The following is a 15,744-nucleotide window of genomic DNA, read 5'->3' as shown; positions in this document are numbered from 1 at the left end:
CTTGAAAAGGATGGACGACGCCGATCGCCGAGCGGCCCGGCTCTGTCGCGTGCCAGTAGGGATCGGGCAGGCCCTGCCCGTCCGCGCCCGGCGGGGCTCGCCGCCCGCTCATCGCCCAGCTCCGTGCGGCCGGGCGACGAGCGGCACCGCACGCACCTGCGCACCGGCGCAGAGCTGCAGGCGCCTGGCCGTCAGCGGATCGACCACCAAGGTGCCGGCCGCCACGCGTGCCGGGGCTGCGGTGATGCGGCAGTCCTGGCGCTGACGGTTGTGAACCAGATAGGGCTCGGCCTCCTCTTCCGGCGTGCCGATCGCCAACACCAGGGTCTGGCTGTCGCGCACGACCCGGATCTTCGCCGTTTCGCACTCGACCACCGGGCCGGCGTCGAAGATGTCGACGTAGCCCTGATAGCTGAATCCTTCCGCCCGCAGCATCGCCAGCGCCGGCTCGCCATGCGGGTGCACGTGGCCGATCGCGGCGCGTGCTTCCTCGGAAAGAAAGCAGCTGTAGAGCGGAAACTTCGGCATCAACTGGGCGATGAAGGCACGGTTGCCGACACCGGTGAGATAGTCGGCCCGGCGAAACTCCATGCGGAAGAAATGCCGGCCGAGGCTTTCCCAGAATGGCGAACGGGCCCTGGCATCGGACACGCCGCGCAGTTCGGCGATCACCTTGTCGGCGAACAGCGAGCGGAACTCGGCGAGAAACAGCAGACGCGACCTGGCCAGCAGGCGGCCACTCAGGCCGCCGCGATGGTCGGCCTGGAGGAACAGCGAGCGGAGTTCGGAATTACCGGTCAGGTCGTTGGCGAGGAACAGCGTGGGAATTTCCCGGTATAGATCCAGCTCCCGCGAAGCAGTGACGGTCAGCCCGACCCGATAGTTGTACCAAGGCTCGCGCAACCCGACTGCCGCGGTCAGCCCGGAGATGCCGACGATCCGCTCTTGATCGGTTTCTAGCACGAAGAGGTAGTCGGCATCGGCTTTCTCGGCCTCGCCGCGGAAACTGCGCTCCGCCATGGCGACACGCTGCGCCAGGCGCTCCTCGTTGAACGGCAGCGACGTCAGGCCGGTGCCGACGCCAGCATTGCGGGCAAGGTCAACCAGGGCCGGCAGATCGGCATTGCGCACGGGACGAACAATCATGTTTCCTCCACGGGGCTCTCGCTGCCACGTCCGTTCACAAGGCCACCAGACGCAGGCTGTCGCCCTCGCCGACGCCCAGCAGCGCGGCCGTCTCGGCGCTCAGCCGCAGCGGCTGACCGGGCGTCCAGTCCAGTTCGACCAGGCTAGCGCGGAAATCCTGCAGGCCGCCGTTGCCGAGCAGGTAAAGTCGCCCGGAGCGACTGCCGGCGCCGATGGTCGCCGGCGCCACGGCGCTCCGGGCGATCGAACAGACGCCGGAGGTACGCGCGTGCAGGATCGGCCCACCGTCGAAGATGTCGATGTAGTGCTCGGTCTCGAAGCCCTCGCGGGTCATGATGTCGAAGCTGATTTGCGCACGCGGATGGACCTGCCCCATGGCTTCCTGGGCGGCATCCGGCAGCAGCGGCACGTAGATCGGATAATGCGGCATCAACTCGGCGAGGAAGGTACGGCTGCGCAGGCTGGACAGACGTTCGGCCGCCGCGTAGCGCATGTCGAAGAAGTGCCGTCCGACCGCGTCCCAGAACGGCGAGTCGCCCTGCTCGTCGCTCGGCCCGAGGATCTCCACTACCACGGCATCGGCGAAACGCTCGGGATGGCTGGCCATGAACAGCAGGCGGCCACGGGAGATAAGCTCGGCCCAGGGCGTGTGCACCAGTGCCGGCTCGACATGGAAACTGCTCAGCAGGCTGTTGCCGGTCAGATCATGGCAGATCGACAGCACATGGATCTTGTTATGGATCTTCAGCTCGCGCGAGGCATGCACGAACGTCTCGTTGCGAAAACTGTAGAAGGCCTCGGAATAGCCGGCCGAGGCGACGATCCCGGAACAGCCGAGCAGGCGCCCGCTGCCCGGCTCCTCAAGGACGAAGAAGTAGCGCTCCTCGCCGTTGAAACTGACCTCCGCAGCGAACGACGACTCGGAAACGGCGATCTTTTCGGCCAGGCGCTCGCGGTCGTCAGGCAACGAAGTGACGCCGATCGGACTGTCCGCGGCCAGACGCTGAACCTCGGCCAGATCGGCCATTTGCGCAGGGCGCATCACCAGCATGGGGCGTCACTCCTCGGGGGCGGGCCGGACCGGCTCCACCCCGCAGCCTTTGTCGATCAGCCGCGCACCAGCCGGACGATGGCCCGCTCGAAACGCTCCAGTCCCTCGTCGATATCGGCATCCTCGATCACCAGGCTCGGCGCGAAACGCACCACGTCGGCACCAGCTTGGAGCACCATCAGGGCCTCTTGCTCGGCGGCGACCAGCACATCGCGGGCCCGGCCCTTCCAGGGCTCGCTCAGCACGCTGCCGATCAGCATGCCCATACCGCGCACCTGGCTGAAGATACCGTACTGCCGGCCGATCGCTTCGAGCCGGGTCTTGAAGCGCTGATGCTTGGCCTTGATTCCCTGCAACACCTCCGGCGTGTTGACCACATCGATCACCGCCTCGGCCACCGCGCAGGCCAGCGGATTGCCGCCGAAGGTGGTGCCGTGCACGCCTGCCGAGAAATGCTTGGCCAGGTCGCTGCGGGTGAGCATGGCGCCGATCGGGAAACCGCCGCCCAGCCCCTTAGCGGTGGACAGGATGTCCGGGACCACACCGTAGTGCATGTAGGCGAACAGCTCGCCGGTACGCCCGACACCGGTCTGCACCTCGTCGAGGATCAGCAGCGCGTCATACTGGTCGCACAGCCGGCGCGCGCCCTCCAGATAGGCCTGCTGGGCTGGCAGGATGCCGCTCTCGCCCTGGATCGGCTCCAGCACCACCGCACAGGTACGCTCGGAAATCGCCGCTTCCAGGGCCGCCAGGTCGTTGTAGGGTACATGGGTGATACCCTCGGGCTTCGGCCCGAAGCCATCGGAGTACTTGGGCTGGCCGGCGACGCTGACCGTGAAGAAGGTGCGGCCATGGAAGCTGTCCAGCGCGGAGATGATCTCGCACTTCTGCGGACCGAAGCGATCGTGGGCGACACGCCGGGCCAGCTTGAAGGCCGCCTCGTTGGCCTCGGCGCCGGAGTTGCAGAAGAACGCCCGGTCGGCGAAGGTGGCCTCCTCCAATTTCTTCGCCAGGCGCAGAGTCGGCTCGTTGGTGAAGATGTTCGATACGTGCCAGAGCTTCCCGGCTTGTTCGGTCAACGCCGCCACTAGCCGCGGATGGCAGTGGCCGAGGGAGTTCACGGCGATCCCGCCGGTGAAGTCGATCAGCTCTCGACCGTTCTGATCCCAGACTCGCGAGCCCCGGCCGCGCACCGGAATGAAGGCGGCTGGGGCATAGTTGGGGACCATCAACTGGTCGAAATCAGCGCGTTGCACCTGAGCATGCTCAACGGACATCAAGAAACTCCTGCCACGATAGGCTAGCGAAGAAGGATTCTGGAAACGCCCCCACGGCAGGTATCCACGCCGGACGACGACAAGCCGCAGCGCCCGTCCGCAGGGTTCCCCGCTTTCCGGCATACGGCGCGGAAGGCATCGGGAAGGCGCAGTTTAAACGCTGCACGTTGCGGGAAAAGCGGCTCGGCGAAAAATTCCCCGGCACCGGTCACATCGCGCCCGATCACGGCTCGACCGGCGGGGTCGGCTCGAAGCGGCCGCCGGCACGGCGCTGATTGCGGTCCTCGCGCGGAGTGACGCCGAAAAAGCCGCGATAGGCGCTGGAAAAGTGCGGCCCGGAGGAAAAGCCGCAAGACAAACCGATCTGGATGATCGACTTGCCGGTCTGCAGCAGCAACTGGCGGGCCTTGTTCAGGCGCAGCTCCAGATAGTACTGGCTCGGAACCCGATTCAGATACTGTTTGAAGATGCGCTCCAACTGGCGGCGCGAGACGCAGACGTGCTGGGCGATCTCGTCGGTGGTCAAAGGCTCTTCGATGTTGGCCTCCATCAGCAGCACCGCCTGAGTCAGCTTCGGATGGCTGGAGCCGAGTCGGTTCTGCAGCGGCACCCGCTGGCGCTCGCCCCCCTCGCGGATGCGCTCGACCACCAGTTCCTCGCTGACCGCGCAGGCCAGCTCGGAACCGTAATCCTGGGCCAGCACCGCCAGCAGCAGGTCGAGTATCGCCAGGCCGCCGCAGGCGGTGAGCCGGTCGCGGTCCCAGTCGAACAGATGCCCGGTGGCGACCACCCGCGGAAAGCGCTCGGCGAAATCCTCCTGCCAACGCCAGTGCACCGCCGCCCGGTAGCCGTCGAGCAGCCCGAGCCGGGCCAGCGGATAGACCCCGGCGGACAGCCCGCCGAGCTGATAGCCCTCGCGCCCCAGTTGCCTGAGCGCGGCGGCCAGCGGCGGCGACACGCCGACGCTCGGCGTGTCGGCCAGCAGCAACAGCTTGTCGAAGTCCCCCAACCGTCCCTCCCAGCTCCCACCCGGCGGACACCATTCTCCCTCCGGCGGCGCCTCGGCGTGCAGGAAGCTCCACTCGTAGCGCGCCTGCGGCTGCAGGTGGGTGGCGAGTTGCAGGGCTTCCTCGGCCAGGGCCGGGGTCAGGGGCCTGGTCCCGGGCCAGAGCAGAAAACCGATTCGATGGACAGTCATGGCAGACGACGAAGCTTCCGGATGCCGGATGTTGAACGAGCTTCGCCGGCAGCGCGGGCTTCGGCAAAGACAAGGGGCATTCTAGGGGCTGTCGAGGTTTTCGAGTAGGTCGCGACGAACGTGCCCTCGCGAAACACGAACTCTGCCACGGCGGGAGCCGGGCGGGGCGTCGCGCCGGCCGGAGCCGGCCATGGGGGCGGAAACTCAGGCGCAGGCGGCCTACATACCGCGATGGATGTCGATCAGACTCTGCACCACCGACGGATCGGCCAGGGTGGAGATGTCGCCCAGCCCGTCGTATTCGCCAACGGAGATCTTGCGCAGGATACGACGCATGATCTTGCCCGAGCGGGTCTTCGGCAAGCCGGGCGCCACTGGATCATGTCCGGTGTGGCGATCGGACCGATCTCTCGGCGAATCCAGGCCTTCAGTTCCTGGCGCAGCGCCTCGGAAACCGACACCCCGTCGTTCAGGGTGACGTAGACATAGATGCCCTGCCCCTTGACGTCGTGCGGAACGCCGACCACCGCCGCCTTGGCGACCTGCGGGTGGGCGACCATGGCGCTCTCGATCTCGGCGGTGCCATGCGGTGACCGGAAACGTTCAGCACGTCGTCGACGCGGCCGGTGATCCAGTAATAGCCGTCTTCGTCGCGGCGGGCGCCCTCACCGGTGAAGTACATGCCCTTGAAGGTCTTGAAGTAGGTGTCGACGAAGCGGTCGTGATCGCCATGCAGGCTGCGCACCTGCCCCGGCCACGAATCGATGATCACTAGATTGCCTTCGCCCGCCCCTTCGATCAGGCTGCCCAGGTTGTCGACCAGCGCCGGCTGCACGCCGAGGACGGCTCGCCGAACCCGGCTTGAGCGAGGTGGCGCCCGGCAGCGGGGTGATCAGGATGCCGCCGGTTTCGGTCTGCCACCAGGTGTCGACGATCGGGCAGCGCTCCCGGCCGATGTTCTCGTAGTACCAGTGCCAGGCTTCCGGATTGATCGGCTCGCCCACCAAGCTGAGCAGGCGCAGGCTGGAACCGTCGGCGCCCTCCAGCGGCGCCTAGCCCAGGGCCATCATGGCGCGGATGGCGGTCGGCGCGGTATAGAGGATGTTCACTCCGTGCTTGTCGATGATCTTGGAAATCCGGTTCATGTCCAGGTAACTGGAATGCCCTCGAACAGCAGCGTGGTGGCGCCGTTGGCCAGTGGACCGTAGACGATGTAGCTGTGGCCGGTGACCCAGCCCACGTCGGCGGTGCACCAGTAGACCCCGCCCGGACGGTAGACGACGCTCTCGGCGCAGGCCCCAGGCATGGGGCGCTGTCCGACACGGCGACGGGAAGGCATGGCCATACCTTTATCGGCCACGGTCAGAGGCGTACCGATCCCCCTACCCTTCGCTGCCGGCGCTGGACGTGCCCAGGGCCGATACGGCATTTCAGGCGTTTCGGTTGCCAGACGGAGCAGCCGCGCGGGCCACTCGGTCCACGAAGCGGACCGTCACGGCGTGCCCGCCGACAGCATCGGCGGAGCGCTCCTCTAGCCCGCTTCCGCCCATCCCGTCAGGCTCCGACCGGCTGCCCGTGCTCCAGCGCCTTCTGCTTCTCCTGCTTGTCGATACTGGCCGCCTGAAGCGCGGTGAGGGCGATGGTGAAGACGATATCGTCGACCAGGGCGCCGCGCGACAGGTCGTTCACCGGCTTAGCGAGCCCCTGCAGCATCGGACCGACGCTGATGCAGTTGGCGTTGCGTTGCACCGCCTTGTAGGTGGTGTTGCCAGTGTTCAGGTCGGGGAACACGAACACGGTGGCCTGGCCGGCGACCGGGCTGTTCGGCGCCTTCTGCTTGCCGACGCTGGCCACGGAGGCGGCGTCGTACTGCAGCGGACCGTCGATCGGCAGGCCGGGCGCCCGCTCCTGGGCGATACGGGTAGCCTCGCGAACCTTATCCACTTCGGCGCCGCTGCCGGAGTCGCCGGTGGAATAGCTGATCATCGCCACGCGCGGATGCACGCCGAGGGCCACCGCGGACTCGGCGCTTTGCAGGGCGATCTCGGCCAGTTCGGCGGCGCTCGGGTTGGGGTTCACCGCACAGTCGCCATAGACCAGTACCTGATCCGGCAGCAGCATGAAGAATACCGAGGACACCAGGTTGTAGCCCGGCGCGGTCTTGATCAGTTGCAGGGCCGGGCGGATGGTGTTGGCGGTGGTGTGCACGGCGCCGGAAACCAGGCCGTCCACCTCGTCCAGCGCCAGCATCATGGTGCCGAGCACCACGGTATCCCTGAGCTGTTCGTCAGCCATCTCGGGGGTGAGGCCCTTGCTCTGGCGCATCTTCACCATCGGCGCGATGTACTGCCCACGGATGCTCTCCGGATCGAGGATTTCCAGGCCGTCCGGCAGAGTGATGCCCTGCTCGTGCGCCACGGCCCGGACCTCTTCCGGGCGGGCCAGCAGCACGCAGCGGGCGATGCCGCGCTCCTGGCAGATGGCGGCGGCGCGGATGGTGCGCGGCTCGGTGCCCTCCGGCAGGACGATGCGCTTGTCGGCTTCCTGGGCGCTCTTGACCAACTGGTAGCGAAACGCCGGTGGTGACAGAAGCAGCTCGCGCGGCAGGCTACAGCGCGAACGCAGGTACTCCGGATGCAGATGCCCGGCGATGAAATCGGTGACGCGGGTGGCGCGCTCGATATCGTCCGCCGGCGTTTCCTTGTTCAGGGCGAACAGGTTGGTGGCCGTATCGTAGGAGCCGGTGGTCACGCTCATCACCGGCAGGCCGCCGTCCAGGGCCGCCTTGCACAGCTCCATGATCCGTGGGTCCGGCATGAAATCGCTGCACAGTAGCAGGCCGGCTAGCCTCACGCCGTTGAGCGAGGCCAGGCTGGCGGCGAGGATGACGTCGTCGCGATCGCCGGGGGTCACCACCAGCACGCCCGGCTGCAGCAGCGGCACGGTGCTGGGCACGGCACGGGCACACAGCACGATCTTGCTCACCCGGCGCCGGTCGGCTTCGCCGGCGCTGAGCACCTGGGCACCGATCAGTTCGGCCACGTCGCGGGTGCGCAGGGCATTCAGTTCCTCGGCGAAGGGAATGGCGCCGAAAAGCTGGAAGTCGGCGCTGCCGAGCGATGGCAGATATTTCTTGAGGCGCTCGACGAAAGCCGGGATGCCGTCCCCGCTGTCGATCTTGTTGATGATCGCGCCGAGTACTTTCGGACTCTTGATGCCGCCGAACAACTGGGCCTGTATCTCGATACGCTCGGCCAATTGCTTGAAACCATCGCCGCCCTGGACAGCGATCAGGATGACTTCGGCGTTCAGGCTCTTGCTCAGCAGGGGGTTGAGGTACGCGGAGTAATCGCTGTCGCGGGTCGGCACCATACCTTCGACGATCACCACGTCCTTGCCGGCGGCGGCCTGCTGATAACGGCTGACCACTTCCTCCAGCAGCAGGTCGGTTTCGCCGCTGGCCAGATGGCGCTCCACCTGATCCAGCAGTATCGGCTCGGGCGTGCTCCGGCCCAGGGTGCGCTCGACCAGCAGGCAGGAGCGCTCGCGGCCCTGATCGATGGGAAAGGGCTGCGCAATCGGCTTGAAGAAACCGACCTTCAGGCCAGCCTGTTCGAGGGCACGGATCAGGCCGAGGCTGATGGAGTTGAGGCCGACGGCGTAGCCGGTGGGAGCGAGAAATAGAGTGTGCATGGGTCTCTTGCTCAGACTGTAGAAAACGTGATTCCGGCGGGAGGTCAGGATGACGAAACCCGACGCCGCGATGGTTGTCGGGTTTCGTTACAGCGCCGCGTCCCGCCTGTACAGGTATTCGGTCAGGTGTCGAGCAGGGCGAGGGTGTCCAGGGCGATCTGGCGTTCCTCGTTGGTCGGCACCACTATGACGCACGGGCTGCCGGCCGCCTGGATCTCGCCAGCCAAGCCACGGGTGCAACGGGCGTTGGCTTCGGCGTCGAGCTGGAAGCCGAACAGCTTCAGGTGCTCCACAGTGCGCTCGCGCACGGCGGCCGAGTTCTCGCCGATACCGCCGGTGAAGATCAGACCGTCCAGCCTGGGCAGGGCGCAGGCCATGCCGGCCAGCGACTTGGCCAGGCGGTAGCAGAACACCTCGAAAGCCAGGATGGCGCCGGGGTGACCGCCCAGGCAAGCCTCGGACAGGGTGCGCATGTCGTTGGACAGACCGGACAGCCCCTTCAAGCCGCTGTCGTTGTTGAGCATGCGGTTGACCTGCTCGATGGTCCAGCCCAGGGTGCGCTCCAGGTAGCCGTGCAGGTTGGGGTCGACGTCGCCGCTGCGGGTGCCCATCACCAGACCCTCCAGGGGAGTCAGGCCCATGCTGGTATCGCGGCTCTCGCCGTTGACGATGGCGCAGGTGGAGCAGCCGTTACCCAGGTGAGCCGACAGCCAGGCGCTGTTCTCCACCGGCAGGCCGGCCATCTCGGCGGCCCGCTTGCTGACGTAGCGGTGGCTGGTGCCATGGAAGCCGTAGCGGCGCACACCATGTTCCTTGTACAAAAATTCCGGCACGGCATAACGGTAAGCGTGGGGCGGCATGGTCTGGTGGAAGGCGGTATCGAACACGCTGACCTGCGGCAAGTCGGGGAACAGCGACAGGGTCGCGGCGATGCCGACCAGATGGGCCGGGTTGTGCAGCGGGGCCAACTGGGCGCTGGTGCGGATGCCTTCAATCACCGACTCGTCGATCAGGCGGGCTTCGGTGAAGCGCTCGCCGCCATGCACCACGCGGTGGCCGATACCGCTGAGCTGGCCACCGGCGGCCTCCTGAGCCAAAGGAAGGATCTTGCACAGCACCGCCTGATGGTCGGCACCCGGCAAGCTGAGAGTTTCCTTGACGTCACCTAACTGCCAGTGGATGACCGCTTCCGGACTACCGAGACGCTCGGCCAGTCCCTGCAAGGGAAAGGTCGTCTGCGCTTCGTTGACCAGGGCGAACTTGATTGATGAGCTACCGCAGTTGATCACCAGAATATTGCGGGCGGACATTGGGACTCCTGAAACATGTCGTGTATGGCCCCTGCGCATTCATTGCTCGATGGCCAAACAAATTTTTGTAATTGGATGGTTGCCCGGCGTTCTTATGGAACATGGGTGAGAATCAGGGTGTTTTCATCGTGCCACGCAGGGTGGGGACCTGCCGTGCTGCTTTAGTCGAATCGGCTCCCGGGAACCAATGCCCGGAACGCTGGCGACAGTGCTCGAACCCTCGCCGTAGAGCCGTCGCTGTCGGCCGGTAGCGCACCGCAAGCCGTCGATGCGGTGATGTACGCCAGCGCGCCTCGGCGACTCAGGCCGGCGCCTGTCCGGCCCAGGCCAGCAAGCGGCGGGCCCGCCTTACGACCGGGGCGTCGATCATCTGTCCATCGACCACGAAAACCCCTTCGCCGGAGGCCGCGGCGGTCATGACCCGCCGGGCCCAGGCCAACTCCTCGGCGTCCGGCATGAAGGCTTCGTGGACCACGGCGACCTGAGCCGGGTGGATGCACAACAGACCGCCGAAGCCCATGTCGCGGGCCTGTCGAGCACGCCGCGCCAGACCGGTCGGGTCCTGGATGGCGGGAAAGACGGTTTCCAGCGGCGCGGCCAGGCGGGCAGTACGCGACTGCAGCAGCAGCGCGTAGCGAACCTGGTCCATGATCCGTTCGCCGCTCTCGCTGCCGGCGTCCAATCCCAGATCCAGGCCCAGATCAAGGCCGCCGTAGGTCAGGCGCTCGACGCCCGAAACCCGGGCGATCGCCGGCAGGGCATGCAACCCCACGGCACTCTCAACGGCCGGCCACACCGGCTTGCCGGCCGCCACCGCCAGACTGACCTGCACCGCGCTCTCTACCTTGGGCAGCACCACGCCGAGAACGCCCGGCTGACGGCCGCACAACTCCAGATCCGCCGCTTGCTGGGGATGGATCGGACCATTGATGCGCACCAGCAGCCGGACCTGGCGATTATCGCTCAGAAAGGCGTCCAGAGCGGCGCGGGCCTCGGCCTTAAGAGCCTCCTCGACGGCGTCCTCGAGATCGACGATGACGATATCGGCACCGCTGGCCAGGGCCTTGGGAATCCGCTCGGGGCGGCTTGCCGGAACGAACAGGGCGGAACGGATGGGGGCTGGCTGCATGGACCTCTCGCTTCTTTATCGTTACGGGAAAACGACATGATGCCCGAACCCGGCGACGCATCGAATGATCGAAACGCATTCGACGTATCGCGGATGCCGCAGGCAGAAACGAATAAAGGAACGGGAAACCGCGGGAAAAATTAAGGAAAAGCGGGGGCGAAAAGCGCATCCCCCCAAAAAAAGAGGGCGACCCGAAGTCGCCCGCCCATCATTCCACTAGGAATGCAAACAAAACACTTGGATCGAATTTCCTAATCCAAGACCGCTCCCTTATAGCCGACGGCTCGCCGCGCCAGACATTGAACCAAGGTCTAACAGGCGCTCCGCCGCGGCGAGAAGGCCCGACCTAAAGCGCCCCGCCCAGGCCGGTCCGGTTTTCGGCGCTGGCCGGTTGCGACGTGGCGACCCGCTCGCGTAGCCGGTCGGCCATTTCCACGCCCAGCTCGGTAGCGGCTTCGCGGCCCTCTTCGGCCTTCACCTTAAGCTTGTCGGTCAGGGTATCACTGGCCTGGCCGAGCAGTTCGTCCTCCTGCCGGGTGGTCGGCAACACGCCGGCGATCAACGCCCCCACCGCGATGCCGAGCGCTCCCAGCACCAGCGGCTGCTCATGCATCAAGGTGTCGAAGCCGCCCCGCGCCTGATGGGCCCGTTGGCGCAGGGATTCGGCGGCATTGTGGCCGGAGTCGCTCAAGTACTGCTTGGCCGACCCCACGCTTTCGCTCACCTGCTGCCGCGCTGAACCCAGCGTGTCGCTCACCCCCTCGCCCAGATGCCCGGCCTTCTCGCGAATACCGGCCGCCCGCTGCCTGGCCTTTTCGGTCAAGGACGGCCCACTCTGAGGCGTCGAAGCCTCATCGACATGGGCCTGACTCGCCGGAACCCGGTTCTGGCTGGTCATCAGCCACAGCAATCCGATCGATGTCAGCACAGTCGGCAAAGGATTGGCGGCCACCTTGTTGGTCAGGTTGGACATGAACTCGCCGCCATGTCCCTTGGTGTATCCCAAGGCCCTGTCCAGCAACTCGCCGGGGGACAGCCTGTTTTCCAAGGCATGGACGATATTGCTGATTTCCGCGCGCTGCTGGTCGATTTCCTGTTCCAGGGTTTCCGGACCCTTCTGCGCTTCGAGATCGATTCTGCTCTGCGTACTCATGGGGCATTCTCCCGGATGGCGGCTTTATCTTTCTGCAGGGCGTGCAACGTGCGCGATGGCTTGAATGCGGACGGCGCGAACTTCTTCCTGCCGCCCTTGACCATGACATAGCCGATCACCATCACGATCACGCCGACGATCGCCGCTGCCAGCCAGGCATCCATCACCTGAGCCAGGGCGTAGACGAAGGCCTGCAGAAGAATGATGAAACCGGCTAGCAGCACTCCACCGCCACCGGCCAGGGACATGACGCCGGCCTTGGTGGCGTTGATCGACTCGCCGATCTCGACCTTGGCCAGGGCCAATTCCTTGGTGACCAGCGAAGGCAGCTCCCGCCCCAGTTGGCCGAGCAAGCCCATGATGCTGTTGCCGCCCTCCTCGCTTCCGGCGCGAGCGGTATGCCGGTGAATGGTTGCGCTGGGCCGTTCCGTTTCCGTGCGTACCGCTTCGGGGCGTGGCGTCGCGGCTTGCGCCGTCTCCCCCAGCGGATCTGGTCGAGTTGCGTCGGGCCGGGCCGCATCCGGTCGGGACAGGTCCGGCCGGCCCGTGTCGGAGTTGGCCTGGTTCGGCGGATAATTCCGGTTGCCGGTCGATTCGCTCATCGCTTCGTTCCTCTATTCGAGCCTTTGTCGTTTTGGCCGGCCGGCGCCGCGGTGCCGCCCTGGATGGCGCTGGTCGTGCCCGGACCGCTGCGGCCGGGATCGACGGGCGGCAGGCCGCTGGCGACAGTCCTGCCGGTGGTGCCGTCCGGCGTGGTGGTGCCCCTGGTCCCGGCGACATCCGGACTGCCCAAAACGCCGGCCGGCCCCGTAGCGGCGTCCTCCCGCTCGTCGCTACGGACAGGAGCGGACTGGAGCGGCCGGGCCTCCGCCTGCCGAGATCGGCGCCCGGAAGCGCGGGCGAAACGGGTCAAACCGAAACCGACGGCGATGCTGCCGGCTAAAAACAGTCCAGGGTTGTCCCTGGCTAGGCGATCGGCGTCGTGGAACAACTGCTCGGCACTCCTGCCACGCAATTGGTCGGCGAACCTGAACATACGATCGGCGGCACTCAGCACATAGTTCGATAGCCCCTGCTCGTCCTGCTCCTCTAGTTCACAGGCTGCGGCACGCGCGCCCTCGGCGATCCTTTCCAGTTCATCCGCGGCACTCCGGGTATAGCTTTCCAGCGGGTCCTTGTTCCCACCCTGCCGTTCGGTTTCAGCGGCCACCGGGTCGATCGCGTCCTCCGGCGGCTCCTGGAAAACATTGCCTGCCGGAAAACCTTTTCGGCCATTGGATCGTGGCGAGTGTTCAGTAGGTCTGGGCATAGTCGTATCCACCTCGATTTCTCTGCTAGCTACTACCGGCTCACGAGCTGGCGGTGGTGCAATGTCGGAAAACAGCCTTCTCATTCGCCTCCTCTCATTTAGGTGACAGGCCCTTTCCAACCGAGTTCGAGCGAAGCGATAACGCCCGTCTCGCCGCCGATCGGCGCAGCCTCCTGAACTTTTCCGACATTTTCGCAATCCACCGGGAAACCGTCGAATGAACTGGATAGCCCATGAAAGCCCTGCTCGGACTCGCCGCCGCCAGTACCTTGCTGACCACTCTGCCCGGCCTCGCCTGCACGCCGGACGAAATCGACCTTAAGGCCCGCGAACTGGGCATCAACGTGCACATGCTCACCCACGGTGATCCACGGCTGGCCAAAGAGATCTACAGGGAAATCCGCAACGCGCGCCCCGAATACACCGCCGAAGAACTGCCCAACGAATGCGCGGCTTACGAACGACGGTTGCTGGAACTAGAGAAGGCGGCGGCTCAAGCCGAAACCAATTTGCGGTCGAACTACTACTAGAACAGCCTGACCGGGCCGGGGCCTATCCGGCCCGACATGCGCAAATGCGACGATCCGCCCGGCTGCCACCGAACGTCGGGAGACAGCCGGGCCGCCCGCTCAGTCCCCATCCTTGTGATCGATGGGCCCCTCGCCGAAGAGATACGTCTTGAGTTCGTTCGAGAACTTGGAGTCCCTGCGGCGAATCCACTCCAGCACCATGGCGGCGTGTTCCTTCTCCTCGTCGCGGTTGTGCACGAGGATGCTTCTGAGTTCCGGGTCCCGGCAGGCGTCGACCCGCTGGTTGTACCAGTCGATGGCTTCGAGTTCCTCCATCAGCGAAACGATGGCCCGGTGCATGTCGCGGGTTTCGGCGGAAAGCGCTTCAACGAGTTCGTGATAACCGACGCTGGACATATCCATTCTCCTGCTGATGTGTGTAGGCGAAGAACAGCGCCCGACTCCCGGTGATCAGCGCCCCCGGCTCGGGCTCGGGACGGCATGCCGGACGATCGGCGCGGCTCCGCCGTGACGTGCAGAGCCGCTTCATCCGCGCTATGTCTTAACTATAAGCAGTAAACCGCGCGCAACCGCGCAGGAGGCACCGAAATGACCGCGACGCCCTATGTGGCCCGGCAACCGGACGAGCGGGGCTTCATCCACTACAGCGAGGCTGAGCACGCCGTTTGGCGGACGCTGATCGAACGCCAATCGGCACTCATCGAAGGACGCGCCTGCGTGCAATACCTGGACGGCATCCGGCGGCTCGGCCTGCCGCGGGAGCGCATCCCGCAGCTCGACGAAATCAATCGCGTACTCGAATCCGCCACTGGCTGGCAAGTCGCGCGGGTACCGGCGCTGATCCCCTTCCAGACCTTCTTCGAGCTTCTCGCCGACCGCCGGTTTCCGGTGGCGACCTTCATCCGACGGCCGGAGGAGCTGGACTACCTGCAGGAGCCGGACATCTTCCACGAACTGTTCGGCCACTGCCCGATGCTGACCAACTCCTGGTTCGCCGCCTTCACCCACACCTACGGCCGGCTGGGCCTGGCGGCCAGCAAGGAGGAGCGCGTCTACCTGGCACGGCTGTACTGGATGACCGTGGAGTTCGGCCTGGTCGACACCCCGGCGGGCCGGCGCATCTACGGCGGCGGCATTCTCTCCTCGCCGAAGGAAACCCTTCACTGCCTGTCCGGGACGCCGAAACACCAGCCCTTCGATCCGCTCGAGGCGATGCGCACGCCGTATCGCATCGACATCCTGCAACCGCTCTACTTCGTGCTGCCGGACCTGCGCCGCCTGTTCGAAGTGGCCTGCCAGGACATCATGGCGCTGGTGCGCCAGGCCATGCGTCTCGGCCTGCATCCGCCGAAGTTTCCATCGAAGGCGGCCTGAACGCCGATCCCGGACGCGGCATGGAAAACCCGCGCAGCGGTTTTCCACCGTCGCCCCCGGAGCCGCCCCCACAACCAGTAACCAGCAAAACCGGAGCCCGCCATGACCGCCCTTACCCAAGCCCATTGCGAAGCCTGCCGCGCCGACGCGCCGAAAGTCTCGGAACAGGAACTCGCCGACCTGATTCGGCAGATCCCCGACTGGCAGGTGGAAAACCGCGACGGCATCTTGCAACTGGAAAAGGTCTTCGCCTTCAAGAACTTCGCCCAGGCCCTGGCCTTCACCGACGCGGTCGGCGCGCTCGCCGAGGCCGAAGGGCACCATCCGGCGCTACTCACCGAATGGGGCAAGGTCACCGTGACCTGGTGGACCCACAAGATCCGCGGCCTGCACCGCAACGACTTCATCATGGCGGCGCGCACCGATGAGTTGGCGAAAGGAGCCAAAGAGCGCGCCTGAGCCAGCGCTCCGACGCAAAAACCGGAAGACCTTTCGTCGGGTAAAATATATCCTTTAAAAACAATAGGTTAATACTGTATAGCGGCCCCCTTGAGGGGATTTTGAGTTGCCATTC

General features: G+C 65.7%; 14 protein-coding genes and 1 pseudogene. 3 read left to right on the top strand and 12 right to left on the bottom strand.

Annotation, left to right across the window (positions count from 1 at the left end):
- Positions 1-108: 108 nt before the first annotated feature.
- The 11 genes and pseudogenes from astA to ACGI6K_RS06740 all read right to left on the bottom strand — a co-directional run bounded on the left by astA (position 109) and on the right by ACGI6K_RS06740 (position 13,167).
- A complete protein-coding gene (gene astA / locus ACGI6K_RS06790; RefSeq protein WP_376943805.1) occupies positions 109-1,146 on the bottom strand; it encodes an arginine N-succinyltransferase in 1,038 nt (345 codons plus the stop codon).
- Positions 1,147-1,180: 34 nt separating this feature from the next.
- On the bottom strand, positions 1,181-2,197 hold the full coding sequence (gene aruF / locus ACGI6K_RS06785) for an arginine/ornithine succinyltransferase subunit alpha (RefSeq protein ID WP_376943807.1): 1,017 nt from the start codon (positions 2,195-2,197) through the stop codon (positions 1,181-1,183).
- Positions 2,198-2,253: 56 nt separating this feature from the next.
- Positions 2,254-3,474 carry an aspartate aminotransferase family protein gene (locus tag ACGI6K_RS06780; protein ID WP_376943809.1) on the bottom strand — a complete coding sequence of 407 codons (1,221 nt, stop codon included), beginning with the start codon at positions 3,472-3,474 and terminating at the stop codon, positions 2,254-2,256.
- Between the two features lie 223 nt (positions 3,475-3,697).
- Positions 3,698-4,672 carry a GlxA family transcriptional regulator gene (locus tag ACGI6K_RS06775; RefSeq protein ID WP_376943811.1) on the bottom strand — a complete coding sequence of 325 codons (975 nt, stop codon included), beginning with the start codon at positions 4,670-4,672 and terminating at the stop codon, positions 3,698-3,700.
- A gap of 219 nt (positions 4,673-4,891) precedes the next feature.
- Positions 4,892-5,948 (bottom strand): annotated as a pseudogene (locus ACGI6K_RS06770) (AMP-binding protein); the annotation flags it as partial.
- A gap of 278 nt (positions 5,949-6,226) precedes the next feature.
- The gene (gene pta, locus ACGI6K_RS06765; protein WP_376943813.1) at positions 6,227-8,365 is read right to left on the bottom strand and encodes a phosphate acetyltransferase; all 2,139 of its coding nucleotides are present in this window, start codon (positions 8,363-8,365) and stop codon (positions 6,227-6,229) included.
- A 122-nt stretch (positions 8,366-8,487) separates the two neighbouring features.
- Positions 8,488-9,675, bottom strand: a complete 1,188-nt coding sequence (locus tag ACGI6K_RS06760) for an acetate kinase (RefSeq protein WP_376943815.1) — start codon at positions 9,673-9,675, stop codon at positions 8,488-8,490.
- Positions 9,676-9,976: 301 nt separating this feature from the next.
- The gene (locus tag ACGI6K_RS06755; protein ID WP_376943817.1) at positions 9,977-10,804 is read right to left on the bottom strand and encodes an HpcH/HpaI aldolase/citrate lyase family protein; all 828 of its coding nucleotides are present in this window, start codon (positions 10,802-10,804) and stop codon (positions 9,977-9,979) included.
- Between the two features lie 346 nt (positions 10,805-11,150).
- On the bottom strand, positions 11,151-11,957 hold the full coding sequence (locus ACGI6K_RS06750) for a DUF3618 domain-containing protein (protein WP_376943819.1): 807 nt from the start codon (positions 11,955-11,957) through the stop codon (positions 11,151-11,153).
- Positions 11,954-12,316, bottom strand: a complete 363-nt coding sequence (locus ACGI6K_RS06745) for a phage holin family protein (protein WP_376943920.1) — start codon at positions 12,314-12,316, stop codon at positions 11,954-11,956. Before ACGI6K_RS06745 ends, ACGI6K_RS06750 begins: the two co-directional genes overlap by 4 nt.
- 239 nt (positions 12,317-12,555) lie before the next feature.
- On the bottom strand, positions 12,556-13,167 hold the full coding sequence (locus ACGI6K_RS06740) for a hypothetical protein (RefSeq protein ID WP_376943821.1): 612 nt from the start codon (positions 13,165-13,167) through the stop codon (positions 12,556-12,558).
- A gap of 332 nt (positions 13,168-13,499) precedes the next feature.
- Between ACGI6K_RS06740 and ACGI6K_RS06735 the strand changes: the two genes are divergently transcribed.
- Positions 13,500-13,796: a hypothetical protein gene (locus ACGI6K_RS06735; RefSeq protein WP_376943823.1), complete on the top strand. Its 297-nt coding sequence runs from the start codon at positions 13,500-13,502 to the stop codon at positions 13,794-13,796.
- Between the two features lie 99 nt (positions 13,797-13,895).
- Here the strand turns inward: ACGI6K_RS06735 and ACGI6K_RS06730 are convergent, their stop codons facing one another.
- A complete protein-coding gene (locus ACGI6K_RS06730; RefSeq protein ID WP_376943825.1) occupies positions 13,896-14,192 on the bottom strand; it encodes an encapsulin-associated ferritin-like protein in 297 nt (98 codons plus the stop codon).
- A gap of 192 nt (positions 14,193-14,384) precedes the next feature.
- Here ACGI6K_RS06730 and phhA point away from each other — a divergent pair, with 192 nt between their 5' ends.
- On the top strand, positions 14,385-15,170 hold the full coding sequence (gene phhA, locus ACGI6K_RS06725; RefSeq protein ID WP_376943827.1) for a phenylalanine 4-monooxygenase: 786 nt from the start codon (positions 14,385-14,387) through the stop codon (positions 15,168-15,170).
- Positions 15,171-15,272: 102 nt separating this feature from the next.
- Positions 15,273-15,629, top strand: a complete 357-nt coding sequence (locus ACGI6K_RS06720) for a 4a-hydroxytetrahydrobiopterin dehydratase (protein ID WP_376943829.1) — start codon at positions 15,273-15,275, stop codon at positions 15,627-15,629.
- Positions 15,630-15,744: the final 115 nt, after the last annotated feature.

It is taken from the genome of Azorhizophilus paspali (genome assembly GCF_043587585.2).
In the GTDB taxonomy this organism is placed as follows: domain Bacteria; phylum Pseudomonadota; class Gammaproteobacteria; order Pseudomonadales; family Pseudomonadaceae; genus Azotobacter; species Azotobacter paspali.
Note: the sequence above shows the minus strand (reverse complement) of the source record. Positions and strands in the feature narration are given on the sequence as shown.